Source organism: Modestobacter sp. NPDC049651 (assembly GCF_040659695.1).
Lineage (GTDB): Bacteria > Actinomycetota > Actinomycetes > Mycobacteriales > Geodermatophilaceae > Modestobacter.
This window is the reverse complement of sequence record NZ_JBFAOG010000001.1, coordinates 74609-99466: the sequence shown is the minus strand read 5'-3', so window position 1 is coordinate 99466 and position 24858 is coordinate 74609. Positions and strand designations below refer to the sequence as shown.

Annotated in this window: 24 protein-coding genes; 17 read left to right on the top strand and 7 right to left on the bottom strand. The window is 76.6% G+C overall.

The genetic code is table 11. From position 1 onward, the window contains the following. Positions 1-181: 181 nt before the first annotated feature. The 13 genes from AB0J00_RS00490 (at position 182) to AB0J00_RS00430 (ending at position 12957) form a co-directional block, all read left to right on the top strand. The gene (locus AB0J00_RS00490) at positions 182-886 is read left to right on the top strand and encodes a redox-sensing transcriptional repressor Rex (RefSeq protein ID WP_357738566.1); all 705 of its coding nucleotides are present in this window, start codon (positions 182-184) and stop codon (positions 884-886) included. After that, a complete protein-coding gene (locus AB0J00_RS00485) occupies positions 883-2268 on the top strand; it encodes a glutamyl-tRNA reductase (protein ID WP_357738563.1) in 1386 nt (461 codons plus the stop codon). Before AB0J00_RS00490 ends, AB0J00_RS00485 begins: the two co-directional genes overlap by 4 nt. Then, positions 2265-3203: a hydroxymethylbilane synthase gene (gene hemC / locus AB0J00_RS00480; protein WP_357738561.1), complete on the top strand. Its 939-nt coding sequence runs from the start codon at positions 2265-2267 to the stop codon at positions 3201-3203. The genes AB0J00_RS00485 and hemC overlap by 4 nt, the downstream gene beginning before the upstream one ends. 85 nt (positions 3204-3288) lie before the next feature. Beyond that, the gene (locus AB0J00_RS00475) at positions 3289-4848 is read left to right on the top strand and encodes a uroporphyrinogen-III synthase (RefSeq protein ID WP_357738558.1); all 1560 of its coding nucleotides are present in this window, start codon (positions 3289-3291) and stop codon (positions 4846-4848) included. Then, positions 4845-5858, top strand: a complete 1014-nt coding sequence (gene hemB / locus AB0J00_RS00470; RefSeq protein ID WP_357738555.1) for a porphobilinogen synthase — start codon at positions 4845-4847, stop codon at positions 5856-5858. The genes AB0J00_RS00475 and hemB overlap by 4 nt, the downstream gene beginning before the upstream one ends. 19 nt (positions 5859-5877) lie before the next feature. Continuing rightward, a complete protein-coding gene (locus AB0J00_RS00465) occupies positions 5878-6399 on the top strand; it encodes a hypothetical protein (protein WP_357738553.1) in 522 nt (173 codons plus the stop codon). Next, positions 6396-7760: a glutamate-1-semialdehyde 2,1-aminomutase gene (gene hemL / locus AB0J00_RS00460; RefSeq protein ID WP_357738550.1), complete on the top strand. Its 1365-nt coding sequence runs from the start codon at positions 6396-6398 to the stop codon at positions 7758-7760. Before AB0J00_RS00465 ends, hemL begins: the two co-directional genes overlap by 4 nt. Before the next feature lie 77 nt (positions 7761-7837). Next, the gene (locus AB0J00_RS00455; RefSeq protein ID WP_357738547.1) at positions 7838-8479 is read left to right on the top strand and encodes a histidine phosphatase family protein; all 642 of its coding nucleotides are present in this window, start codon (positions 7838-7840) and stop codon (positions 8477-8479) included. Further along, entirely contained in the window at positions 8472-9050 is a 579-nt protein-coding gene (locus tag AB0J00_RS00450) for a TlpA disulfide reductase family protein (protein WP_357738545.1), read from the top strand. Before AB0J00_RS00455 ends, AB0J00_RS00450 begins: the two co-directional genes overlap by 8 nt. Positions 9051-9053: 3 nt before the next feature. Continuing rightward, positions 9054-9893, top strand: coding sequence for a cytochrome c biogenesis protein CcdA (locus AB0J00_RS00445; RefSeq protein ID WP_357738542.1), 840 nt, complete (start codon positions 9054-9056; stop codon positions 9891-9893). Continuing rightward, complete coding sequence (locus AB0J00_RS00440; protein WP_357738540.1) at positions 9890-11542, top strand: cytochrome c biogenesis protein ResB; 1653 nt, start codon at positions 9890-9892, stop codon at positions 11540-11542. The genes AB0J00_RS00445 and AB0J00_RS00440 overlap by 4 nt, the downstream gene beginning before the upstream one ends. After that, positions 11539-12495: a c-type cytochrome biogenesis protein CcsB gene (gene ccsB / locus AB0J00_RS00435; protein WP_357738537.1), complete on the top strand. Its 957-nt coding sequence runs from the start codon at positions 11539-11541 to the stop codon at positions 12493-12495. The genes AB0J00_RS00440 and ccsB overlap by 4 nt, the downstream gene beginning before the upstream one ends. 120 nt (positions 12496-12615) lie before the next feature. Beyond that, on the top strand, positions 12616-12957 hold the full coding sequence (locus AB0J00_RS00430) for a hypothetical protein (RefSeq protein WP_357738534.1): 342 nt from the start codon (positions 12616-12618) through the stop codon (positions 12955-12957). A 92-nt stretch (positions 12958-13049) separates the two neighbouring features. Here AB0J00_RS00430 and AB0J00_RS00425 read toward each other — a convergent pair whose 3' ends face one another. Next, positions 13050-13268, bottom strand: coding sequence for a hypothetical protein (locus AB0J00_RS00425; RefSeq protein ID WP_357738531.1), 219 nt, complete (start codon positions 13266-13268; stop codon positions 13050-13052). 179 nt (positions 13269-13447) lie between these two features. On the opposite strand from AB0J00_RS00425, the gene AB0J00_RS00420 reads away from it, so the two are divergent. Beyond that, on the top strand, positions 13448-13876 hold the full coding sequence (locus AB0J00_RS00420) for an Lrp/AsnC family transcriptional regulator (protein ID WP_357738528.1): 429 nt from the start codon (positions 13448-13450) through the stop codon (positions 13874-13876). Continuing rightward, a complete protein-coding gene (locus tag AB0J00_RS00415) occupies positions 13869-14249 on the top strand; it encodes a DUF4229 domain-containing protein (RefSeq protein WP_357738525.1) in 381 nt (126 codons plus the stop codon). Before AB0J00_RS00420 ends, AB0J00_RS00415 begins: the two co-directional genes overlap by 8 nt. On the opposite strand, the gene sigJ is transcribed toward AB0J00_RS00415, so the two are convergent. The 4 genes from sigJ to menE all read right to left on the bottom strand — a co-directional run bounded on the left by sigJ (position 14242) and on the right by menE (position 18041). Beyond that, positions 14242-15120: an RNA polymerase sigma factor SigJ gene (sigJ, locus tag AB0J00_RS00410; RefSeq protein WP_357738522.1), complete on the bottom strand. Its 879-nt coding sequence runs from the start codon at positions 15118-15120 to the stop codon at positions 14242-14244. The genes AB0J00_RS00415 and sigJ overlap by 8 nt on opposite strands. Beyond that, complete coding sequence (locus AB0J00_RS00405) at positions 15117-15848, bottom strand: NAD(P)H-binding protein (protein ID WP_357738519.1); 732 nt, start codon at positions 15846-15848, stop codon at positions 15117-15119. The genes sigJ and AB0J00_RS00405 overlap by 4 nt, the downstream gene beginning before the upstream one ends. Before the next feature lie 124 nt (positions 15849-15972). After that, the gene (locus AB0J00_RS00400; RefSeq protein WP_357738516.1) at positions 15973-16842 is read right to left on the bottom strand and encodes a 1,4-dihydroxy-2-naphthoate polyprenyltransferase; all 870 of its coding nucleotides are present in this window, start codon (positions 16840-16842) and stop codon (positions 15973-15975) included. Continuing rightward, positions 16842-18041: an o-succinylbenzoate--CoA ligase gene (gene menE / locus AB0J00_RS00395; RefSeq protein ID WP_357738513.1), complete on the bottom strand. Its 1200-nt coding sequence runs from the start codon at positions 18039-18041 to the stop codon at positions 16842-16844. Before menE ends, AB0J00_RS00400 begins: the two co-directional genes overlap by 1 nt. Before the next feature lie 39 nt (positions 18042-18080). Between menE and AB0J00_RS00390 the strand changes: the two genes are divergently transcribed. Further along, positions 18081-19037, top strand: coding sequence for an o-succinylbenzoate synthase (locus tag AB0J00_RS00390; RefSeq protein WP_357738510.1), 957 nt, complete (start codon positions 18081-18083; stop codon positions 19035-19037). Continuing rightward, positions 19034-20785: a 2-succinyl-5-enolpyruvyl-6-hydroxy-3-cyclohexene-1-carboxylic-acid synthase gene (menD, locus tag AB0J00_RS00385; protein WP_357738507.1), complete on the top strand. Its 1752-nt coding sequence runs from the start codon at positions 19034-19036 to the stop codon at positions 20783-20785. The genes AB0J00_RS00390 and menD overlap by 4 nt, the downstream gene beginning before the upstream one ends. 6 nt (positions 20786-20791) lie before the next feature. On the opposite strand, the gene AB0J00_RS00380 is transcribed toward menD, so the two are convergent. Together AB0J00_RS00380 and AB0J00_RS00375 are read right to left on the bottom strand one after the other, a co-directional pair. Continuing rightward, entirely contained in the window at positions 20792-23455 is a 2664-nt protein-coding gene (locus AB0J00_RS00380) for an EAL domain-containing protein (protein WP_357738504.1), read from the bottom strand. 98 nt (positions 23456-23553) lie between these two features. Further along, positions 23554-24825 carry an isochorismate synthase gene (locus AB0J00_RS00375; protein WP_357738501.1) on the bottom strand — a complete coding sequence of 424 codons (1272 nt, stop codon included), beginning with the start codon at positions 24823-24825 and terminating at the stop codon, positions 23554-23556. Positions 24826-24858: the final 33 nt, after the last annotated feature.

The following is a 24858-nucleotide window of genomic DNA, read 5'->3' as shown; positions in this document are numbered from 1 at the left end:
ACAGCACGTCGCGGTGACCTGCGCTGATGCCCTCAGCGACTTTGTTCCTGCCTTCACAAGCGGTTACCGTGAGGTGGCCGGGCGCTGGAGCGCCCGTGTCCCCGAAGGAACTCGTCCCTGAACGCCTCCCGACCGTCCCCGGCGCCGCCGCTGCCGGTCGGAGCTCTTGTGGAGCCTGCCCGTGACCCAGTCGCGGCCCCGGATCGTCCCGGAGGCCACCGTCGCCCGGTTGGCCGTGTACCTGCGGGTGCTGGCCGGCCTCGCCGACGGCGGCCGCACCCACGTCTCCTCCGGTGAGCTCGCCGCCGCGGCCGGGGTCAACCCGGCCGGCCTGCGCAAGGACCTGTCCTACCTCGGCCCGTGCGGCGTGCGCGGCGTCGGCTACTCCGTCGCCGGGCTGCGGCAGCGGCTGACCGACACCCTCGGCGCGGCCCGGTCGCGGCCGTGCGTGCTGGTCGGGGCCGGCCGGCTGGGCTCGGCGCTGGCCGACTACGCGGGCTTCGCCAGCCGGGGGTTCGAGTTCGTCGGCCTGCTGGACGCCGACCCGGCGCGCGTCGGCGCGCAGGTGGGCGGCCACACGGTCCGCCCGGTCGACGACCTGGAGGCCGTCGTCGCCGCGACCCAGGCCTCCATCGGGGTCATCACGACACCGGCCGAGGTGGCGCAGTCGGTCTGCGACCGGCTCGTCGCGGCCGGGGTGAGGAGCATCTTGAACTTCGCGCCGGTGGCGTTGTCCGTGCCTGCGGGCGTCGACGTCCGCAAGGTCGACCTGTCCGTGGAGCTGCAGGTGCTGTCCTTCCTGGAGCAGCAGCGCGACGACTCCCCGCCGGCCGCCCCGACCTCCGGCCCGGTGCGCGCGGCCGTGGCGGCGGGGGCGGCCCGGTGAGCCTGCTCGCGGTGGGCATCAGCCACCAGACCGCGCCGGTCTCCCTGCTGGAGCAGGTGAGCATGAACGGCGACGACAAGGTCAAGACGCTGCACGAGCTGGTCGACAGCGACCACGTCTCGGAGGCCATCGTGCTGGCCACCTGCAACCGCATCGAGGTCTTCGCCGAGGTCGACCGCTTCCACGGCGGGCTCACCGACGTCAGCCGGGTGCTCGCCCGGCACGCCGGCGCCACGGTCGAGGAGCTCTCCCCGTACGTCACCGTCTACTACGAGGACCAGGCGATCGGGCACCTGTGCACCGTCGCCGCGGGTCTGGACTCGATGGTCGTCGGCGAGACGCAGGTGCTCGGCCAGCTGCGCGCCGCCTACGCGCTCGCCCAGGAGGAGGGCACGGTCGGCCGCGAGCTGCACCCGATCGCCCAGCGGGCGCTGCGCGTGGGCAAGCGGGTCCACTCCGAGACCGGCATCGACAGGGCCGGCGCCTCGCTGGTGTCGGTCGCCCTCGACCGAGCCACGGCTGTCGTCGGCGACCTGGCCGGCCGCCCCGTGCTCGTCGTCGGCGCGGGCTCGATGGGCGCGCTGGCCGCCACCACCCTCGCCCGCCGCGGCGCGGAGGTCACGGTGAGCAGCCGGACGCCGGCCAGCGCCGCCCGGCTCGCCGAGACCGTGGGCGGCCGGGCCGCCGACCTCGAGCGGTTGCCCGAGGAGCTGGTCGCCGCCGACGTGCTGGTCACCTGCACCGGCGCCACCGGCACCGTGATCGGCACCGACGTGGTCGGCGCGGCCCTCGCCGCCCGGGGCGACCGGCCGCTGGTGGTCGTCGACCTGGCGCTGCCCCGCGACGTGGAGCCCGCCGTCGCCGCGCTGCCCGGCGTGCACGTCGTCGACCTGGCGATGCTGCAGGGGGAGCGCGTCGCCAACGACGGCCGGCCGGTCGCCGGCTCCGTCGCCGCCGACGACATCGCGGCCGCGCACGCCCTGGTCGAGCTGGAGACCTCGCTGCTGCGCGCCGAGCGCCAGGCCGCCGCGGTGGCACCGACGGTGTCGGCGCTGCGCAGCCAGGCCGCCGAGGTCGTCGACGCCGAGCTGCTGCGGCTGTCGACCCGGCTGCCCGACCTGGACGCCAAGGCCCGCAGCGAGATCGCCCGCACCGTGCGCCGCGTCGTCGACAAGCTGCTGCACGAGCCCACCGTGCGGGTGAAGGAGCTGGCCGCCGCCCCCGGCGGCACCGACTACGCGGACGCGCTGCGCGCGCTGTTCGGGCTGGCCCTGGACTCCGGGGTGGACGCCGAGACCGGTGCCCTGTCGCAGGCGGTCGCCGTCCCCACCGAGGGCAGGGTCGGCACGCCGCTGGCGCAGATCCCGGGGGCCGTCGAATGACCACGACGACCGGCACGCTGCGGCTGGGCACCCGGGCCAGCCAGCTGGCGCTCACCCAGTCCCAGCACGTCGCCGACGCGCTGACCGCCGCCACCGGCCGCCCGGTCGAGCTGGTGCACGTGCGCACCGAGGGCGACCGCTCCAGCGCCGCGATCGCCCAGCTCGGCGGCACCGGCGTGTTCGTCACCGCGCTGCGCGAGGCGCTGCTCGACGGCACCGTCGACCTCGCCGTGCACAGCTACAAGGACCTGCCGACCGCGCCGGCCCCGGGGCTGGCGCTCGCCGCGGTCCCGCCCCGCGAGGACCCGCGCGACGTGCTCGTCGCCCGCGACCGGCTCACCCTCGGCGAGCTGCCGTCCGGGGCGAAGGTCGGCACCGGGGCCCCGCGGCGGATGGCGCAGCTGCGCGCGCTCGGCCTCGGGCTGGACGTCGTCCCGATCCGCGGCAACATCGACAGCCGGATGGCCCGCGTCGTCCCCGGCGACCTCGACGCGGTCGTGCTCGCCCGCGCCGGGCTGTCCCGCATCGGCCGGCTGGCCGTCGTCACCGAGGTGCTCGACCCGCTGCAGGTGCTGCCGGCCCCCGCGCAGGGCGCGCTCGCCGTCGAGTGCCGCGCGGACGACACCGGCGTGCGCGAGCTGCTGGCCGCGCTCGAGGACCCGGCGGCCCGGGCCTGCGTGGCCGCCGAACGGGCGGTGCTCGCCGCCCTGGAGGCCGGCTGCAGCGCGCCGGTCGCCGCCTACGCCGAGCTCGCCGAGGGGGACGACGGCGTCGCCGAGCTGTACCTGCGGGCCTCGGTCACCGCGATCGACGGCAGCGACGCCGTCCGCGGCTCGCTCACCGGGCCGGCCACCGAGCCCGAGGTGCTCGGCCGGGCGCTCGCCGCCGACCTGCTCGACCGCGGCGCCGCCGAGCTCATGGCGGTCCGGCCGTGACCGCCACCCCGCGCCTCGTCGGCGCACACCCCACAGACCCCGCACAACCAGACAACCCCTCCGGGGGCAGGAACAGGAGCACGCGATGACGCGCTCACGCAAGCAGAACGGCACCTCGAACCCCCGCGTGGTGTTCGTCGGCGCGGGTCCCGGTGACCCCGAGCTGCTCACCGCCCGTGCCACGGCCGCGCTGGCCGCGGCCGATGTGGTGCACGCCGACCCGGACGTCGCGCCGGCGCTGCTGGACGCCGTCCGGGCCGCGCAGGCCGACCTCGAGGTGACCACGGTCGCCGGTGAGCCGGCCGACCTGGCCAAGGGCGCGGTCGCCGCGGCCAAGACCGGCCAGGTCGTCGTCCGGCTGGTCGCCGGTGACCCGTTCACCGGTGACGCGGTCGTCAAGGAGGTGCTGGCGGTCACCCGCACCAGCGTCCCGTTCGACGTGGTGCCCGGTGTCGCGCTCGGCACCGCCGTCCCCGAGTACGCGGGCGTCGCCATCGGCGGCACCTCGCTGCAGGCCGACCTGCGCGCCGGCAGCGACTCCCCGGCCGACCCGGCCGCCCTCGCCGCCGCCGCGGCGAGCACCGGCGCCACCCTGGTGCTGCAGGCCACTGCCGAGCAGCTGCCGACCGCGGCGACCGGCCTGCTCGAGGGCGGCATGTCCGGCAACACCCCGGTGGTCGTCACCGTCGAGGGCTCGGGCACCGCGCAGAAGAGCGTCGCGGCCAAGCTCTCCGCCGTCGCGGAGAAGAACGCCGGCCTGGACTCCTTCGCCGGCCCGGTCGTGGTGACCGTCGGCGCGGCCGTCGACAAGCGCGCCAAGCTCTCCTGGTGGGAGAGCCGCCCGCTGTTCGGCTGGCGGGTGCTGGTGCCGCGCACCAAGGAGCAGGCCGGCGACATGAGCGAGCGGCTGCGTGCCTACGGCGCCGTCCCGGTCGAGGTGCCGACCATCGCCGTCGAGCCGCCGCGCAGCCCCGCGCAGATGGACCGCGCCATCAAGGGCCTGGTCACCGGCCGCTACGGCTGGATCGTGTTCACCTCCACCAACGCCGTCCGCGCGGTGAAGGAGAAGTTCGCCGAGCTGGGCCTCGACGCCCGCGCGTTCGCCGGCGTGAAGGTGGCCTGCGTCGGGGAGCAGACCGCGCAGGCGGTCCGCGAGTTCGGCATCGTGCCGGAGCTGGTGCCCACCGGCGAGCAGTCCAGCGAGGGCCTGCTGGCCGACTTCCCGCCCTACGACGACGTCTTCGACCCGATCGACCGGGTGCTGCTGCCCCGCGCCGACATCGCGACCGAGACCCTCGCCGCCGGGCTCAAGGAGCGCGGCTGGGAGATCGACGACGTGACCGCCTACCGCACCGTCCGCGCGGCCCCGCCGGCCGCGTCGGTCCGCGAGGCGATCAAGGGCGGCGGTTTCGACGCGGTGTGCTTCACCTCGTCGAGCACGGTGCGCAACCTGGTCGGCATCGCCGGCAAGCCGCACGCCAAGACCGTCGTCGCGGTGATCGGCCCGGCCACGTCGGCCAGCGCCACCGAGTTCGGCCTGCGCGTCGACGTCCAGCCGGAGACCGCGGCCGTCGGCCCGCTGGTCGACGCGCTGGCCGAGTTCGCCCGCGCCCGCCGCGCGGAGGCCGAGGAGGCCGCCAAGTGACCGCGGAGCCCGACGTACTGACGGCCGGCGGCGCCAACCCGGGCTTCGCCCGGGGCCGCCGGCTCCGCTCCACCCCGGCGATGCGCCGCTGGACGGCGCAGACCCGGCTGGCCCCGGCCGACCTGGTGCTGCCCGTCTTCGTCAAGGAGGGCATCGCCGAGCCGCAGCCGATCAGCTCGATGCCCGGCGTCGTGCAGCACAGCCAGGAGTCGCTGCGGAAGGCCGCCGCCGAGGCGGCCGAGGCCGGGATCAGCGGGCTGATGCTGTTCGGCATCCCGGCGGAGAAGGACCCGGTCGGCTCGCAGGCCGATGCCGCCGACGGCGTGGTCAACGCCGCGCTGCAGCAGCTGCGCAGCGACCTCGGCGACGAGCTGGTGCTGATGGCCGACCTGTGCCTGTGCGAGTACACCGACCACGGGCACTGCGGGGTCGTCACCCCGGCGGGGGTCGTGGACAACGACCCCACGCTGGACCGGTACGCGGCGGTCGCGATCGCCCAGGCCCAGGCCGGCGCCCACGTGATCGCCCCCAGCGGGATGATGGACGGCCAGGTCCGGGCGATCCGGGCCGGGCTGGACAGCGCCGCGTACACCGAGACGCCGATCCTGGCCTACGCCGCCAAGTACGCGTCCGGCTTCTACGGGCCGTTCCGGGAGGCCGCCGAGGGGGCGCCGCAGTTCGGCGACCGCTCGACCTACCAGATGGACCCGCCGAACGCCGACGAGGCGCTGCGCGAGGTTGCGCAGGACCTCGCCGAGGGCGCGGACGCCGTCATGGTCAAGCCCGCGCTGCCCTACCTGGACATCGTCCGGCAGGTCGCCGACGCGGTGGACGTGCCGGTGAGCGCGTACCAGGTCAGCGGCGAGTACGCGATGGTCGAGGCCGCCGCGGCGCACGGCTGGGTGGACCGCCGGCGGGCCGTCCTGGAGACCCTCACCGCCATCCGGCGGGCCGGGGCCGGCTCGGTGCTCACCTACTGGGCGGTCGAGGCCGCCCGCTGGCTGCGCTGAGCACGGCGCACCTCCGTCCATGACCGACGACCCCTCGGACCCGGCCTACGTCGAGCCCGGGGGGTCGTGGCGGTCGTTCTGGCTGGTCGCCGCCGCGCTGGCGGTGCTCGCCGTCCTCGCGGCCGTGCTGCCCGGGCCCGACCTGCCCGCCCTGGGCTGGGCGCTCGCCGCGGTCGTCGTCCTCGGCGTGGTCGCCGGCGGTTGCCTGTCCGCGCGCCGGGTCTGGACCGTCCGGGTGGCCGGCCGCGGCCCGGACGCCGCGCTCACCGTCGGCCGCGAGCGGCTGCCGCTGGCCGACGTCGACGCCGTCCACCTGCGGGCCGTCGCCGCCGGCACCGCCGGGGTGGACGCCGGGGCGCCGGTGCTCGGCGGCGGCTGGTCGGTGCCGCAGGGCCGCACCGGGCTGCCGCTGCGGCGCGCCGACGGGCGCACCGTGCTCGTGCCCACCCGCTCCCCGCGCGAGCTGACGAGGGTGATCCTCGCCGCTCATCCGGCCGGGGGCGCGGGTTCCACAGACTCACCTGGGAGAGTGGACGCGTGACGTCGCCGTACCCCTACGAGGCGCCGGTCTCGGCGCAGCTGTTCGAGCAGGCCCAGGGGGTGATCCCCGGCGGCGTGAACTCCCCGGTGCGGGCGTTCCGGGCCGTCGGCGGCACCCCGCGGTTCATGGCCTCCGGCGCCGGCCCCTGGCTGACCGACGTCGACGGCCGCCGGTACGTCGACCTCGTCGCGTCGTGGGGGCCGATGATCCTCGGCCACGCCCACCCCGAGGTCGTCGCCGCCGTCACCGAGGCCGCCCGCCGGGGGTTCACCTTCGGCACGCCCACCGCCGGCGAGGCCGAGCTGGCCCAGGAGATCGTCGACCGGATGCCCCCGGTCCAGCAGGTCCGGCTGGTCAACTCCGGCACCGAGGCCGTGCTCTCGGCCGTCCGGCTGGCCCGCGGGGTCACCGGCCGGCCGCTGGTGGTCAAGTTCGCCGGCTGCTACCACGGCCACGTCGACGCGCTGCTCGCCTCGGCCGGCTCCGGCGTCGCGACCCTCGGGCTGCCCGACACCCCCGGCGTCACCACCGGCGCGGCCGCCGACACGATCGTGCTGCCCTACAACGACGTCGCCGCCGTCGAGGCCGTCTTCGCCGAGCGCGGCGACCGGATCGCCTGCGTGATCACCGAGGCCGCGGCCGGCAACATGGGCGTCGTCCCGCCGCTGGACGGGTTCAACGGCCACCTGCGCCGGATCACCGCCGCGGCCGGCGCGCTGCTGGTCGTCGACGAGGTGATGACCGGCTTCCGGGTGAGCCGCTCCGGCTGGTACGGGGTCGACCCGGTCGACGCCGACCTGTTCACCTTCGGCAAGGTCATGGGCGGCGGCATGCCGGCCGCGGCGTTCGGCGGCCGCGCCGAGGTCATGCAGCAGCTGGCGCCGGCCGGCCCGGTCTACCAGGCCGGCACGCTGGCCGGGAACCCGGTCGCGGTGGCCGCCGGCCTGGCCACGCTGCGGCTGTGCACCGACGAGGTCTACGCCCGCTGCGACGAGGTGGCCGCGACCCTGCGCGGCGCGGCCAGCGCCGCGCTGTTCGGCGCCGGCGTGCCGCACCGGGTGCAGCAGGCCGGGTCGATGTTCTCGGTGTTCTTCGTGCCCGACGAGCGCCCGGTGCGCGACTACGACGACGCCCGAACCCAGGACACCGCCGCGCACACCGCCTTCTTCCACGCGATGCTCGCCCGGGGCGTGTACCTGCCGCCGTCGGCCTACGAGGCCTGGTTCGTCAGCGCCGCGCTGGACGACGAGGCCGTCGAGCGGGTGCTCGCCGCGCTGCCCGCCGCGGCGCAGGCCGCGGCCGCCGCGGCCGGGGGCCGGCAGGACCCGGAGTCCAACGACGCCCTGGAGCTGCAGCCGTGAGCGGACAGGACCGTGAGCACCGCAGCGAGGAACGAGCGAGGAGCGGAGCGGTCCGCGGGAGCGAACCGTCAGACGCCGTGAGCGACAGCGAGCGCACCGTCGTGCACGTGCTGCGGCACGGCGAGGTGTTCAACCCCACCGGTGTGCTCTACGGCCGGATCCCCGGCTACCGGTTGTCCGACGCCGGGGAGGAGATGGCCCGCAAGGCCGCCGCCTGGTTCGCCGGCTCCGACGTCACCCACCTGGTGTCCAGCCCGCTCGAGCGCGCTCAGCAGACCGCGGCGCCGCTGGCCGAGGAGCTGGGTCTGGAGATCGCCACCGACGACCGGCTGATCGAGGCCGGCAACGCGTTCGAGGGCAAGAAGTTCGGCTTCGGCGACGGCGCGCTCAAGCACCCCAGCGCCTGGTGGCTGCTGCGCAACCCGTGGACGCCGTCCTGGGGCGAGCCCTACCGGGAGATCGCCGCCCGGATGGTCTCGGCGGTCGCCACCGCCCGGGACGCCGCCCGCGGGCACGCCGCGATCTGCGTCAGCCACCAGCTGCCGATCTGGACGCTGCGGCTGCACCTGGAGAACCGCAGCTACCTGCACGACCCGCGCCGCCGGCAGTGCGCGCTGGCCAGCGTCACCTCCTTCACCTGGGACGGCGACCACCTCGTCGGCATCGACTACAGCGAGCCGGCGGGGCCCAACCCGCCCGGGGCGGTGCCCGGTGCGTAGGGGCCTGCTCGGCGCGCTGGCCGCGGCCGCGCTGCTGCTCACCGGCTGCAGCACCGGCGCCAGCGCGGTGGACGTCGACAACGGCGGGCAGTTCCGCTTCGTCGAGGGCACCCCGGCCGGCCAGGTGATCCCGGCCGGTGAGCGGAAGAGCGCGCCGACGTTCTCCGGCACGCTGCTGGACGGCTCGGACTTCTCCTCGACGGCGCTGGCCGGCGACGTCGCGGTGCTCAACTTCTGGGGTTCCTGGTGCGCGCCCTGCCGGGTCGAGACGCCGCAGTTCCAGGAGGTCTACGCGGAGGTGCAGAGCTCCGGCGTCCAGTTCCTGGGGCTGAACGTCAAGGAGACGAACAAGCAGTTCGCGAACGCCTTCGTGGAGAGCAAGGGCATCACCTTCCCCTCGGTGTACGACCCGAAGGGCCAGGTGGCGCTGGCGTTCCGGGACTACCCGGCGACGGCGATCCCGTCGACGATCGTGCTCGACCGCAAGGGCCGGGTCGCCGCGGTGTACACCGGTGAGGTGCGCCAGGAGGACCTGCGCGCTGTCCTCGACGACGTGCTGAAGGAGGCCTGAGCCGTGGGGGAGACGTTCTCCGCGGCCGTCACCGACGGTCCGCTGGTGGTCGCGGCGCTGGTCGCCGCCCTGGTCGGGCTGGTCAGCTTCGCCTCGCCCTGCGTGCTCCCCCTGGTGCCCGGCTACCTCTCCTACGTGGGCGGCCTGGCCGGGACCGGCGCGGCCACGGTCCCGGCCCCCGCTCCGGCCGGCGGGGGCGCAGGCGTGGGTGGGGGCACCGCCACGGCCGTGCGCACCGCCGCGGCCGACGAGCGCTCGGCGCGCGGTCGGATGGTGCTCGGCGCGCTGCTGTTCGTGCTGGGCTTCACCGTCGTCTTCGTCGCCGCCGGCACCGCGTTCGGCGGGCTCGGCCGGCTGCTCGTGCAGTACTCCGACCTGCTCACCCGGGTGCTCGGCGTGGTCGTCATCGTCGTCGGCCTGGGCTTCCTCGGCTGGCTGCCGTTCCTGCAGCGCACCGGCCGGCTCACCGCCCGCCCGTCGGCCGGGCTGGCCGGCGCCCCGCTGCTGGGCGTCGTGTTCGGCCTCGGCTGGACGCCGTGCCTGGGGCCGACGCTGTCCGCCGTGCTCACCCTGAGCTTCTCGCAGGGCACCGCCGGGCGCGGGGCGCTGCTCGCCGTCGCCTACTGCGTGGGGCTCGGGCTGCCGTTCGTGCTGGTGGCCGTCGGTGCCCGCTGGGCGGTCGGCGCCACCACCTTCCTGCGCCGGCACGCCCGCGCGGTGACCCGGGTCGGTGGCGCCGTCCTGCTGCTCATCGGCGTCCTGCAGGTCACCGGCGCGTGGACCGGGATGATGCAGCTGATGCAGGGCTGGCTGGCCACCACCGGTCTGGGGGCCGACCTGTGACCACCACCGCCCCGCCGCGGCCCACGGCCGCGCCGACCCCGCCGTCGCGCCCGTCGCCGGGCCGCCGCGCCTGGGGCTTCCTCCTGCGCTGGTGGCGCCGGCTCACCGCGATGCGCACCGCCCTGGTGCTGCTGTTCCTGCTCGCGCTGGCCGCCATCCCCGGCTCGCTGCTGCCGCAGCGGTCGCTGTCGCAGAACAACGTCCGGCAGTACTTCAGCGACCACGCGACGCTCGCGCCGGTGCTGGACAAGCTCTACCTGTTCGACGTCTTCAGCTCGCCGTGGTTCGCCGCGATCTACCTGCTGCTGTTCATCTCGCTGATCGGCTGCGTCGTGCCGCGGGCGATCGAGCACGGCCGCGCGCTGTTCACCCCGCCGCCGCCCGCGCCCCGCCACCTGCACCGGCTGCCGGAGTCGGCCACCGTCGACACCGCGCTGGCCGGCCCGGCCGCGCTGGACGTGGTCGAGGAGGAGCTGCGGGTCCGCCGGTACCGGGTGTCCCGGCGGGTCGGCAAGCACGGCCCCGAGGTGTCGGCGGAGAAGGGCTACCTCAAGGAGACCGGGAACGTCGTCTTCCACCTGTCGCTGCTGGCGCTGCTGGTCAGCCTGGCCGGCGGGAAGCTCTGGGGCTACGAGGGCAGCATCCTGGTGACCGAGGGCCAGGGCTTCTGCAACACCTTCCAGCAGTACGACACCTACTCGGCCGGCCCGCTGGTGTCGCAGAGCGACCTCACCCCGCTGTGCGTGGACCTGAAGGACTTCCGGGCCGACTACGAGAGCAACGGGACGGCGGCCTCCTACGAGTCGTCGATCGACTACGGCCTCAACGGCGAGCCGACCCGCGACACCACGATCGGCGTCAACCACCCGCTGCGCTACCAGGGCGACCGGGTCTACGTGACCGGTCACGGGTTCAGCCCGGTGTTCAGCGTGCAGCTGCCCGACGGCACCCGGTTCACCGACGTCTCCGCGCCGTTCCTGCCCACCGACACCGGCACGATGTCCAGCGAGGGCGCGCTCAAGCTGCCCGACCTCGGCGCCGACCAGACCGACCAGCTCGCGCTGCAGGGCTTCTTCGCGCCCACCGGCGTCATCCGGGACGGCGTGCTGACCTCGGTCGACCCGCGCCCGCTGGACCCCCAGGTCGCGCTGTTCGTCTACCGCGGCTACCTCGGGCTGGACTCCGGCCTGCCGCAGTCGGTGTACTCGCTGGACCAGACCCAGATCGACCGCGACCTGCTCACCAAGGTCGGCGCCGCCAACCTCGGCGTCGGCGACTCGACCACGCTGGACGACGGGACGGTCGTCACGTTCTCCGGCGTCAAGGAGTACGCGGCGATGCAGGTCTCCCACGACCCCGGGCAGGTCTACGTGCTGGGCGCGGCGATCGCCGTCCTGGCCGGTCTGCTCGGGATGCTGCTGGTCCGCCGCGAGCGGGTGTTCGCCCGTGTCGCGGACGCCCCCGACGGCCGGGGTACCGTGCTCTCGATCGGCTCGCTGACCCGGGGGAGCGCGGAGACCGGGCCCCGGTTCACCGCACTGACCGACGACGTGCGGACGGCGCTGGCCGCCCGCGCCGACCGGACACCGAGCACCCCGCCGGCCGACGCCGACGGCCCGCTCCCGGATGGGAAGGCACCTCCCTCGTGACCGACGAGACCCTCGCACGGCTGTCCGACCACCTGTTCACCGTGAGCGTCGTGCTCTACACGCTCGCGACGGTGGCCTTCTGCGCCGAGCTCGCGTTCGGCCGCGCCCCGGCGCGCAGCCGCGAGCTGGTCGGTGCCGGTGGCCCGCCGGTGACCGCCCCGGACGGCGAGCCCGCCGAGCCGGTCAGGGCCCGCCGGCTCGGCGCCGTCGCGATGGCGCTCACCGTGCTGGGCATCGCCACCCACGCCGCGGTGATGGTGACCCGCGGGCTGGCCGTGGACCGGCTGCCCTGGGGCAACATGTACGAGTTCGCCACCGCGGTCGTGCTGGTCGGTGTGGTCGCCTACGCCGTGCTCGCCTTCCGGGCGCCGGCGCTGCGGCACATCGGCGCGTTCGTGCTCGGCCCGGTCGTGGTCTCCATGGTGATGATCGGGCTGTTCCTCTACACCGAGGCCGGTCCGCTCGTCGCGGCGCTGCGCTCCTGGTGGCTCGGCGTGCACGTGACCACGGCGACGCTGGGCTTCGGCATCTTCTTCCTCAGCGGCATCGCCAGCATGCTGTTCCTGGCCCGGGCGCGGCACGACGCGAAGGTGGCCGCCGGCGAGGCGCAGCCGACCTCGCTGCTCGACCGGCTGCCCAGCGCCGCGGCGCTGGACCGCGCCGCGCACCGCACCGCCGTCTTCGGCTTCCCGATCTGGACCTTCGCGGTCATCGCCGGCGCCATCTGGGCGGAGAGCGCGTGGGGCCGCTTCTGGGGCTGGGACCCCAAGGAGACCTGGGCGTTCATCGCCTGGGTCGTCTACGCCGCCTACCTGCACGCCCGCACCACCACCGGCTGGCGCGGCCGCCCGTCGGCGTGGATCAACGTGCTCGGCCTGGTCGTCATGGTCTTCAACCTGCTGTACGTGAACTTCGTGTCGACCGGCCTGCACAGCTACGCCGGGGTCAGCTGAGGCGACGGTTCACCCTGGGGCACCACCGGACGGGGCACCTGACCGTTCGGTGGAACCAGCGTGGTCCGGGAGGCGACACGCGTGCCATCCTGGGCGCATGACACGTGGGACCGGGGGCCGGTGACCGTGGGCAGGCACGCGGCGGACGACGACGCGACGGTCCACCCGTTGGTCGCAGCGGCGCTCGAGCGCCGGGCACCCGAGGCCGGCGACGCGCTCCCGCGGCACGGGCAGCTCGCCGTCGCGGGGCAGGCTGTCGCAGAGCACTCGGTCGCTGAGCACCCTGTCGCCGAGCACGAGGAGGGCCCGCTCGGCTGGCCCGGTGAGCCCGGTGACGGCACCGGCCTCGGCTGGCCCGCCGACACCCGCCCGGCGGCCCCCGCCGACGAGGCGGTCGGCGTCCTCACCGCGGAGCCCGCGGCCCGCCGGCGCGGCTGGCGCCGCCTCTTCCGCGCGGCCTGAGAGAGGACCCCGCCCTCCTCACCCCTCGCCGGCTCGGGAGGAGCCTCGGGGCGGGGCCGTCACGGGCCGGCGTGAGTCGGCCTACCTGGCGTTCAGCTGGCGGCGCCGTCGTCGCGCGGAGTCCAGCGGTCCAGCGAGCGGAGGAACTCCGGGTCGTCGTCCGGGGCGACCGGACGGGCCGGGGGCTGCCGCCGGACCTGCCGGGGCGGACGCCGCCGCGCTGCTCCCCGGGCGCCGTCCTGCCCGGACCCGGCGCGCACCACCAGCACGATCACGGCCGCCGCGACGACCACCAGCACCAGGAAGCCCATCGGCCCACACCCCCTCGTCGGCCCCCAGCGTACGTCGGCGGGGGATACTCGGGTCGGGAGAGCCGCCGTCCCGCCCGGGGTCGGGCGGGTCGGCACCGCGGGCCGCGTACGGCGGCCGGTGCACCCGGGAAGCCGGGGAACGGACAGACCGACGAGGACCGGAGGGCGTCATCGACGCGGTGGACGAGCAGCTGATCGCCCTGCTGCGCGAGAACGGGCGGGCCAGCTACGCGGAGCTCGCCCGGCAGGTCGGGCTGTCCGCGCCGTCGGTGCACGAGCGGGTCGGCAAGCTGGAGTCGGCCGGGGTCATCACCGGCTACCGCGCCGTCGTCGACCCGGCCACCCTCGGCCTGGGCGTGACCGCGCTGGTCGGGGTGATCGAGAGCGACTCGGTCGACGACACCAGCGTCGAGCAGGCGATGTCCGAGCTCTCGGCGGTCGAGGACTGCTGGCGGGTCGCCGGCAGCGAGGGCTACGTGGTGAAGATCCGGGTGGCCGACATCCCGGCACTCGAGGACACCATCAACGCGTTGAACCGGATCAGGGGCGTGGCGCGGACCCGCACCACCGTGGTCCTGAGCACGAAGTGGGAAGGACGTCATGGCTGAGCCGACATCTGGGCCGATCACCGGGCCGGCGACCGGGCCGACCGCCGGGGAGGTCCCGGCGCAGCCGGTGGGCCCGGCCGGCGGCCCCGCGAAGCCGCCGCCGCTGGCCGTCCCGGTGCTGCTGCTGACCGTCGGGCGGATCGTCGTCTTCGCGGCGCTGGTCTCGCTGCTGTGGGTGTGCGGGCTGGGGAGCTTCCCCGGCATCCTGTTCGGCCTGCTGCTGTCGATGCCGGTGAGCTACTTCCTGCTCCGGCCGCTGCGCGACCGGGTCACCGAGGCGATCGCGGCGCGCGCCACCCTCCGCACCACGCGCAAGGAGCAGCTGCGCGCCCAGCTCAGCGGCGAGGACGCCGGGGCCGCACCGCTCAGCTGAGCCGCACCGCCCGCAGCTTGTCCGGGGCGAGCACCAGGTCGACCCGGGTCACCCGGCCGCCGGTGACGGTCAGCGAGCCGACCAGGTACGGGCGGTCCCCGTCGAGCACCAGGAAGCCGGGCACCCCGTTCACCGGGGCGAGCACCAGCCGCTGACCGGGCTGCCAGCGGCCGGTGATGCCCAGCAGGAAGCGGGCCACCTTGTCCGCGCCGGTGACCGGGCGCCGGGCGGCGCTCACCACGCCGCCGCCGTCGCTGGTCAGGACGACGTCCGGGTCGAGGACGGCGAGCAGCCCGCCCAGGTCGCGGCCGGTGGCCGCACCCAGGAACGCCTCCAGCGCCGCCGCGTGCACCGCCGGGTCGACGGGGAACCGCGGCGCCCGGTCCGCCACGTGCGCCCGGGCGCGGGCGGCCAGCTGGCGGACGGCGGCCGGGCTGCGGCCCACCACCGCCGCGACCTCCGGGAACGGCACGCCGAACAGGTCGTGCAGCACCCACGCCGTGCGCTCCGCCGGGGTGAGCGACTCCAGCACGACCAGCAGCGCGAACCCGACCGACTCGTCGAGGGTGACCCGGTCGGCCGGGTCGGCGGCCGCCTCCACGAGCGGCTCGGGCAGCCACGGGCCGACGTACGTCTCCCGCCGCGCGCGGGCCGAGCGGAGCACGTCCAGGGCCCGCCGGGCCACCGCGACCACCGCCCAGCCCTCCACGTCGGCGACCGGGTCGCGGGCGTCGGCGTCGACCAGCCGCAGCCAGCAGTCGGAGACGACGTCCTCGGCCTCGGCGGCGCTGCCCAGCACCGCGTACGCGACCCGGACCAGCCGGGGCCGGGCCGCGGTCCAGGCGGCGGCGAGCTCGGCCTGCCGGCTCATGCGGCCACGGCGCCCAGGTGCTCGGCGAACGTGCGCCGTCCGGTGTCGTGGTCACCCTGCGGCAGCAGCGCACCGCCGGCGAGGGCGCGGCCGGTGGCGCCGGGCAGCCGCACGGGCAGGACCAGCCGGCGCTGGTGCCGGGCCCGCAGCTCGGCGCGGGCCATGTCGGCCACCTGCAGCTGCTCGGGGCCGGCGAGCTCCCGCGCGTACCCGGCCGGCGCGGTGGTGGCCAGCTCGGCCAGCCGGGCGGCGACCTCGCCGACCGCGACCGGCTGGCTCAGCATCCGCGGGAGGACGGCGACCGGCCCGCGGGAGGCGGCCAGCAGCTGCCCGGCGAACTCGAGGAACTGGGTGGTGCGCAGCACGGTCCACGGCACCGGGCCGCCGGTGACCAGCTCCTCCTGGCGGCGCTTGCCCACGTAGTAGCCGAGGTCGGCCCGGTCGACGCCGACGATCGACAGCACCAGCAGGTGCCCGACGCCGGCCCGCGCCGCGGCGGCGGTGAGCGTGGCCGCCGTGGTGCCGAAGAACTCGACGGCGGCGGCGCGGCGCATGGTGCCGACGTTGGTCACGTCGACGACCGTGTCGCAGCCGGCCAGCGCGTCGTCCAGCCCCTGCCCGGTGAGCAGGTCCACCCCGCGCGACCGGGCCAGCACCACCGTCTCGTGCCCGCCCTGCCGCAGCTCCTCGACCACCAGCCGCCCGGTCAGCCCGGTCCCGCCTGCCACTACCACCCGCATCGTGGGTGCTCCTCCCTGTCCGTTCCCGTCTTCCACCCGGAGGACGAGATCAGCGGCGGGAGTGTGACATCCCCCCGTCCCGCTTTCCCGCGAGAAAGCGGATCGGGTGGGGTCAGCTCAGGGCGAGGCCGACGCCGAGCAGGACGCCCATCGCCAGGGTGAGCTGGCCGGTGGCCTTGAGCGCGCCGATGAGCACCGGTCCGCGCCCGCCGCCGAGCACCGTGCGCACCGGCGGCACGGCCAGCGGCAGCGCGACCAGCGCGAGCAGCGCCCACGGCCGGGCCAGCCCGATCAGCACCACGACGACGAACGCGACGACCAGCAGCGCGGTGTAGGCGATCCGGGTGCGCTGCTCGCCGAGCAGCACGGCCAGGGTCCGCTTGCCGACGGCGGCGTCGCCGTGCACGTCGCGCAGGTTGTTGACCACCAGCAGCGCCACCGAGCACAGCCCGATCGGCACCGCGGCGGCGAACGCCAGCCCGTCCAGCGACTCCGTCTGGCCGAACGTCGTCCCGACGACCGCGACCAGGCCGAAGAAGACGAAGACGAACACCTCGCCCAGCGCCCGGTAGCCGTAGGGGATCGGCCCGCCGGTGTAGGTCCAGGCGGCGACGATCGACGCGGCGCCGACCGCGACCAGCCACCAGCTCGACACCGCGGCCAGCGCCAGCCCGGCCACACCGGCGACCGCGAAGGCGATCGCGGCGGCCACCAGCACCTGGCGGGGGCTGGCCGCGCCGGAGCCGACCAGCCGCATCGGGCCCACCCGGTCGGCGTCGGTGCCGCGCTTGCCGTCGGAGTAGTCGTTGGCGTAGTTGACCGCGACCTGCAGCGCCAGGGCGACCACGAGGGCGAGCAGCGCGGGGCCCAGCCGGAAGCCGTCGAGGGCCGCGGCGGCGCCGGTGCCGACGAAGACGGGCGCGAGCGCGGCGGGCAGCGTGCGGGGGCGGGCGCCCTCCAGCCACTGGGCGGGGGTCGCCATCAGTCGGTTTCTCCAAGCGTGCGAAGGACGGCCCGGCGGTCGGGCTTACCGGTGTGCAGGGTGGGGACGGCGTCGGTGAGGTGCAGCTGCTTCGGCGCCGCCGCGGCGCCGAGCCGCTCGGCGACCCAGGGCCGCAGCTCGGCCAGCTCGGGGGTGGCGCCGGGCGCGGGGACGACGACGGCGACCACCCGCTGCCCCCACTCCGGGTCGGGCAGCCCGGTGACCACGGCGTCGGCCACCGACGGGTGCTCGCGCAGCGCGGCCTCGACCGCTCCCGGCGCGACGTTGACCCCGCCGCTGATCAGCACGTCGTCCAGCCGGCCGGTGACGGTGAGCAGCCCGTCGGGGGAGAGCGAGCCGGCGTCCCGGGTGCGGAACCAGCCGTCCCTGAACGCCTCGGCGGTGGCGGCCGGGTCCAGGCGGTAGCCGTGCGCGAGCACCGGGCCGGCCAGCTCGACGCCGTCGCCCACCCGCCCACCGATGCCGTCACCCACCCGCCCACCGACGCCCTCGCCCACCCGCACCCGCACGCCGTCCAGCGGCCGCCCGTCGTAGACGCAGCCGCCGGCGGTCTCGCTCATCCCGTAGGTGGTGCGCACCTGCACGCCGACAGCCCGGGCCTCGGCGAGCAGCGCGGCGTCGGTGGCGGCACCACCGACCAGCACCCCGTCGAAGGCGGCGAGGGCGTCGGGGTCCTCGGTGAGGAAGCGGCGCAGCTGGGTCGGCACCACCGAGGCGTAGCGGCGGTCGCCGGCCGGCAGCCGGGCCAGCGCCGCGGCCAGCGGCTCGCCGCGCTCGAGCAGCACGGGCTCCCGGCCGGCCAGGGCGGTGCGCACCAGCACCTGCAGGCCGCCGACCGCCGAGGTGGGCAGCGACAGCAGCCAGCTGCCGGGGCCGCCGAGCCGGTCGAGGGTCGCGGTCGCCGAGGCGCGCAGCGCGGCGGCCGACAGCAGCACGCCCTTGCCGGCGCCGGTCGAGCCGGAGGTCACCACGACCAGGTCGGTGCCGGCCTCGAGCGGCTGGTCGGGGCGCAGCACGGAGCGGGCCGCGGCCGCGGGACCGTCGCCGGCCGGCAGCACGGCCAGCGGCGCGGCGCCGTCCAGGCAGGCGCGCAGCGCGGGCCAGACGGTGGTGAGCAGCGCCCGGGACTGCTCCGGCCCGGCCGGCGGGGCCGGGACGACGGTCAGCAACGCGGGCACGACTGCTCAGCGTAGTTGGGGGCGAACTAGGCTGCTGCCGTGATCGCACCGGCTGCTCCCGCCGGGGCCCCGCTCGAGGCGCACGTCTACCGCATCCCCATGCGCACCCGCTTCCGCGGGCTGGAGGTCCGTGACGGCGTGCTGGTCAGCGGCCCGGCCGGCTGGGGGGAGTTCTCCCCGTTCTGGGACTACGACGTGGCCGAGAGCCGCCGCTGGTGGGCCGCGGCCCGCGAGGCGGCGGAGGTCGGCTGGCCCGAGCCGCAGCGGGGGAGCGTGCCGGTCAACGTGACGGTGCCCGCGGTCGGCCCGGAGCAGGCGCACGCGATCGTCCGCGCGTCGGGCTGCCGCACCGCGAAGGTGAAGGTCGCCGAGCCCGGGCAGACCGAGGCCGACGACCTGGCCCGCGTCGAGGCGGTCCGCGACGCGCTCGGGCCGGACGGCGCCATCCGGGTCGACGCCAACGCCGCCTGGGACGTCGACGACGCCGCCGCCCGGCTGCGCGCGCTGGACCGGTTCACCCTCGAGTACGCGGAGCAGCCGGTCGCCACCCTGGCCGAGCTCGCCGAGCTGCGCAGACGGGTCGACGTGCGGGTGGCCGCCGACGAGGTGGTCCGGCGGGCGGAGGACCCGCGGCGGGTCGACCTGCGCGGGGCGGCGGACGTCGTCGTCCTCAAGGTGCAGCCGCTGGGCGGGGTGCGCGCCGCGCTGGAGGTCGCCGAGGCGCACGGTCTGCCGTGCGTCGTCTCCTCGGCGCTGGAGACGTCGGTGGGCATCGCGGCGGGGGTGGCGCTGGCCGCCGCGCTGCCGGAGCTGCCGTTCGCCTGCGGGCTGGCCACGGTCGCGCTGTTCACCGGCGACGTCACCAGCGAGCCGCTGCTGCCGGTCGACGGCGCGCTGCCGGTGGCCCGCCCGGTGCCCGACCGGCTCGCCGAGGTGGCCGCGGACCCGGGCACCGAGCGGCGCTGGCTGGACCGGCTCGCGGCGGTGCGGGCGTGAACCCGTCGACCGCGTTCGCCCGGGTGCTGGTCGACGAGCTGGTCCGCGGCGGGGTCACCGACGCCGTCGTGTCGCCCGGCTCCCGCTCGGCGCCGGTGGCGCTGGCGCTGGCCGACGCCGAGGTCGCCGGCCGGCTCCGGCTGCACGTGCGCACCGACGAGCGGACGGCGTCCTTCCTGGCGCTCGGCCTGGCCAAGGCCGGCGGCCGGCCGGTGCCGGTGCTGACCACCTCCGGGACGGCGACCGCGCACCTGCACGCCGCGGTGCTGGAGGCGCACGAGAGCGGGGTGCCGCTGCTGGCGCTCACCGCCGACCGGTCCCCGGAGCTGCGGGCCACCGGCGCCAACCAGACCATCGACCAGGTCGGGCTGTACGGCGGCGCGGTGCGCTGGGCGCTGGACGTCGGCGTGCCCGAGCCCGGTCGCGAGGAGGCGCAGAACCGCTACTGGCGGTCGGTGGTGGCCAAGGCGCTGCTCATCGCCCGCGGCGCGCTGTCCGGTGACCCGGGCCCGGTGCAGCTGAACCTGTCCCTGCGCGATCCGCTGATGCCCGACGACGCCGGGGCCCCGCAGCCGCTGGCCGCGCCGTTCGCCGGCCGTCCCGACGGCGCCCCGTGGGCCACCCCCGCCGCGGGCGGGCCCGCGGCCGCCGTCCCGCTGCAGGTGCCCGGCGACGCGGCGCACACGGTGCTCGTCGCCGGTGACGCGCCGTCCGCGGTGGGCCGGGCCGCGGCGGTCGTCGCCGACCAGCGCGGCTGGCCGGTGCTCGCCGAGCCCAGCAGCGGCGCCTGGGGCGCGGCCGGCGCGGTGCGCGGCGGTGCGCTGCTGCTCGGCGCGCCCGACTGGCTGGCCCGGCACCGGCCCGAGCGGGTGGTCGTGGTCGGCCGGCCGACGCTGTCCCGCCCGGTGTCGGCGCTGCTGGCCGACCCCGCGGTGCACGTGGAGACCTTCGCGCCGAGCCCGCGGTGGGCCGATCCCGGCCGGGGCAGCGCGGTCGTGGGCGGTGCCCGGCTCGACCCCGACCAGGTGCTGCGCGACCCGTCCGCGCGGCCGGCCGGCGACCCGTGGGCGGCCGGCTGGGCCGCGGCCGCCCAGCGGGTGGGCCGGGCGGTCGACGCCGAGCTGACCGGGGGAGCGGGCAGCGCCGGGCTGACCGCGGCCCGGCTGGCCCGCGACGTGGTGGCGGCGCTGCCGGCCGGGGCGCTGCTGGTGCTCGGCTCGTCGACGCCGATCCGGGACGTCGACCGGCTCGCCGTGCCGCGCCACGGGCTGACCGTGCTGGCCAACCGCGGGGTGGCCGGCATCGACGGCACCGTCTCCACCGCGATCGGGGCGGCGTTCGCGCACGCCGACGCCGGCGGTGGGCCCGCGTTCGCGCTGATGGGCGACCTGACGTTCCTGCACGACCTGACCGGGCTGCTCACCGGGGACGGCGAGCGGCAGCCGGACCTCACCGTGGTCGTCCCGGACAACGACGGCGGCGGCATCTTCGCCCAGCTCGAGCCGGGCCGGCCGCAGTACGCCGACAGCTACCGCCGGGTGTTCGGCACGCCGCACGGCCGGGACCTGGTCGCGGTCGCCCGGGCGCTGGGCTGGTCGGCGACCGCGGTCACCGACCCGGCGCAGCTGGAGCCGGCGCTGCGGGCAGGTGGGCCGCGGGTCGTCGTCGTCCGCACCGACCAGCGGGCCGAGGCGGCGCTGGCCACCCGGCTGCGCGAGGTCGCCGTGGCCGCCCTGCGGGAGGACTGACCGCCGTCAGCGCGGCGCGACCGCGCGGGAGCCGGCGGCGAGCAGCAGCAGCTCCGCGTCGGCGGCCTCCAGCGGCGGGGAGAACAGGTAGCCCTGCGCCAGGTGGCAGCGCTCCGACCGCAGCCGGTCGCGCTGCACCGGCAGCTCGACGCCCTCGGCGACGACCTCCAGCTGCAGCGTGCGGCCCAGCTGCACCAGGCCGTGCACGATCGCCGCGTCCTCGCCGCCGCCGCTGAGCAGCTCGACGAACGACCGGTCGATCTTGAGCACGTCGACCGGGAACTGGCGCAGGTAGCTCAGCGACGAGTAGCCGGTGCCGAAGTCGTCCAGCGCGATGCGGACGCCGAGGGTGTGCAGCTCGGCCAGCCGCTGGGCCACCGCGGTCGGGTCGGCCACGAGCGCGGTCTCGGTGATCTCCAGGGTCAGCGAGCGCGGCTGGATGCCGCTGGTGGCCAGCGCCTGCGCGACGTCGGCCAGGAACGAGGTGCCGGCCAGCTGCCGGGCGGAGACGTTGACCGCCATGCTCAGCGGCGTGCCCGGGTGGGCCCGCTGCCAGCGGGCGGCGGTGGCGCAGGCCTCGGCGAGCACCCAGCGGCCGATCGGCACGATCAGCCCGGCCGCCTCGGCGACGGGCACGAAGCGGTCCGGCCCGACGGCGCCCAGGGTGGGGTGCTGCCAGCGGACCAGCGCCTCGAACCCGACCACGTGCTCGGTGCGCAGGTCGACGACCGGCTGGTAGACCAGCCGCAGCTGGCAGCCCTCCAGCGCGCCGGCGAGCTCCCGCTCCAGCTCGATGCGGTGCAGCGCCTCGGCGCGCATCGCGGGCTCGAACAGCACCCACTGGGCGCGGCCGGCGGCCTTCGCGCGGTACATCGCGATGTCGGCGTCCTGCAGCAGCGACAGCGGGGTGGACTGCGGTTCGGCGGTGACGATCCCGATGCTCGCCGCGATCGACACCGAGTGGCCCTGCAGGTCGACCGGGGTGACCAGGACGGCGAGCAGCCGGTCGGCCAGGTCGTGGACGCCGGCCGGGCCCTCGCCCGCCGGGTCCTCCACGAGCACGGCGAACTCGTCGCCGCCGAGCCGGGCCACGGTGTCACCGGCGCGGACGACGCCGGCCAGCCGGGTCGCCACCACCTTCAGCAGCTCGTCGCCGACCAGGTGGCCGAGGCTGTCGTTGACGTCCTTGAACCCGTCGAGGTCCAGCACGAGCACCACCGGCGCGGTGCCGGCGCGACCGGCCCGGCGCAGCGCCTGCTCGGCGCGGTCGAGGAACAGCGACCGGTTGGCCAGGCCGGTCAGCCCGTCGTGGAACGCCTGGTGGGCGAGCTCGGTCTCGGCCAGCTTGCGGGCGGTGATGTCGTAGACGCTCACCACGATGCCCCCGACGTCGGGGTCCTGCCGCAGGTCCACGGCGCGGCCGCCCAGCCACACCGGGCCGGTGGCGGCGTGCCCGCCGGGCAGCTCCAGCTCGACCGGCGCGCCCGGGTCGCGCCGGGCGCGGGTCAGCGCCGCGGCGACGTCCGCCGGGTCGACCCCGATGGCGGCGAGCAGGTCCGGCAGGGAGGTCCCCCGGGGAGCCGGCCGGCCGAGCAGGTCCGACATGGTCCGGGAGTCCTGGGTCAGCAGACCGGCGGCGTCGACCACCGCGACCGCGTCGGAGGAGTGCGCGGCCAGCGCGTCGGAGCGGCGGGCCTGCGAGCGGACCGCGGCCCAGGCCCGCTCGCCGTCCAGGGCGAGCGCCCGGGTGCGGACGGTGGCGATCGCCAGCAGCACCGTCCAGACCACGACCCCCGGGAACGGGTTGACGTCGATGTCGCGTGCCCAGCCGATCACCTCGGCGAGCACGGGACCGATGAACGGGGCGACGTTGAGGGCGATCCGCCAGGGGCCGTGCCCGCTGCCCGGCAGGGCGCCGGGGTTGCGGACCCGGGACTGCGGCAGGAACGGCACGACGGCGAACAGGGTGATGCCGACCAGCCAGCCGGCGTGCCGCAGCCCGAGCCCGTCGGCGGCGGGTGTGGTCAGCAGCCAGCCCAGGTCGCCCAGCAGCCAGCAGACCACGCCGGCCAGCATCAGGGCGGCCGCGGGGCGGACCCGGCCGTGCAGCACGACCCGCCAGGCCAGCAGCCCGATCATCAGGGCGTCGAGCACCGGGAGGCTGTTCCAGGTGAGCCGGGTCAGCGTGCTCTTGCCCTGCTCGAGGAGGCTGCTGTCGATCGAGCTGTGCCAGCACAGGAGCAGCGCCACCGAGAGGGCGGCCAGCCCGTCGAGGACCGGGAAGAGCCGGGCCCCCCGGACCTGGCGGCCGCCGAACCGGCCGGTGAGGGCCACGCCGCTGAGCGCGATGTAGCTGGCCAGCCAGCTGACGTCGGCGACGGACACGTCGGGCGGGGAACCGGTCGTCCAGGCGGTGAGCTGCCAGACCAGGTCACCGGTGGCCGTGCAGGTCAGCGCGATCGGCACCCACGGGTGGCGGCCGCGCCGGTTCTGCGGCCAGCGCCGGTCCGCCCACCAGGCCGCCGCGGCCGCGCCGGTGCTGACCGCCAGGTAGGCCGCGTCCACGGGCGGTTCGCCGGTGCGGGTGAGCACGGTCCAGGTCAGCGCGGCGAGCACCAGCCCGCCGAGGGCGCCGCACACGGCGAGGCGCCCGCGCCGCAGGCGCGGCACGTCCGGCGGAGGGCACGTTCGGCTCACTGGAACCCTTTCGGCCGGTACCCGCCGGTTCTACACCAGCGCGGCGCCGACCGCCCCCTCCGGGTGAGGGGTCAGTCCTCCAGGGCCACCTGGAAGGCGGCGAACTTGGCCTGCGTCTCGGCCAGCTCCGCCTGCGGGTCGGAGCCGCTGATGATCCCGCAGCCGGCGAACAGCCGGGCCGACCGGCCGCCGTCCTCGCCGCTGAGCTGGGCGCAGCGCAGCGCCAGGCCGAACTCGCCGTCGCCGCGCGCGTCCAGCCAGCCGACCGGGCCGGCGTAGCGCCCGCGGTCCATGCCCTCGAGCTCGGCGATCACCCGGTACGCCCGGTCGGTGGGGGTGCCGCAGACCGCGGCGGTCGGGTGCACGGCGCCGACCAGCTCGAGCAGCCCGGCCGGGTCGTCGTCCCGCTGCCGGCCGACCACGTCGCTGGCCAGGTGCCGCACGTTGGGCAGGGTGAGCAGCGAGGGGGTCGCCGGGACGTCGAGCTCCGCGCAGTGCGGCGCCAGCGCGCGGGCCAGCGAGTCGACGGCGTAGGCGTGCTCGGTGTGGTCCTTCGCCGAGTGCAGCAGCTCGTCGGCCAGCCGCTGGTCGTCGGCGCCCGCGCCGCGGCGCACGGTGCCGGCCAGCACCCGCGCCGACAGCGTGCGGCCGGTGCGGGCCAGCAGCATCTCCGGGGTCGCGCCGAGCAGGCCGTCGACGGCGAAGGTCCAGGTGTCGGGGAACCGCTCGGCCAGCCGCAGCAGCAGCCGGCGGGGGTCCAGCGGCCGGTCGGCGGTGGCGATCAGGTCGCGGGCCAGCACCACCTTGGCCAGCTCGCCGGCGTCGATCCGGCCGATCGCGGCGGCCACGGCGCCGCACCAGGCCATCGGGTCGAGCGCGCCGTCGGAGTAGGCGAGCCGGCCGATGGTCTCCGCGGCGTCCTGCTCGGTGAACTCGGGGACCGCGCGCTCCTCGGCGTCGGCGTCCCCGGTGACCGTCACCCAGGTCTGGCCGTCGCGGCGGCCGACCACGACCGCCGGGACCACGAACACCGACGTGCCGGCCGTCGGGTCGAAGGCGACCGAGCCGAAGACCACCGGGCCGCTACCGGGCACGCCCAGCGGGTCGTGCACCTCGGTGCGGGCGCAGCGCTGCGCCCACCAGTCGCCCGCCTCGGCCAGCGCCCCCGGACCGGAGACCTCGAGCCGGTCGGCCTCGCCCCAGCCGACCAGGCCCTCCCCGCGGCGGACCCAGGCCAGCGCGCCCTCGGCGGGCAGCAGCGTGAGCAGCGGGGTGCGGCGGGTGCCGAGCGGGGTGGTGCGGACGTCGACCGCGGTGGTGGTGGAGCCGGCGGTCGGAGTCACGCCTCCAGGGTAGGAGGGGCGCCGGGTAGCGTC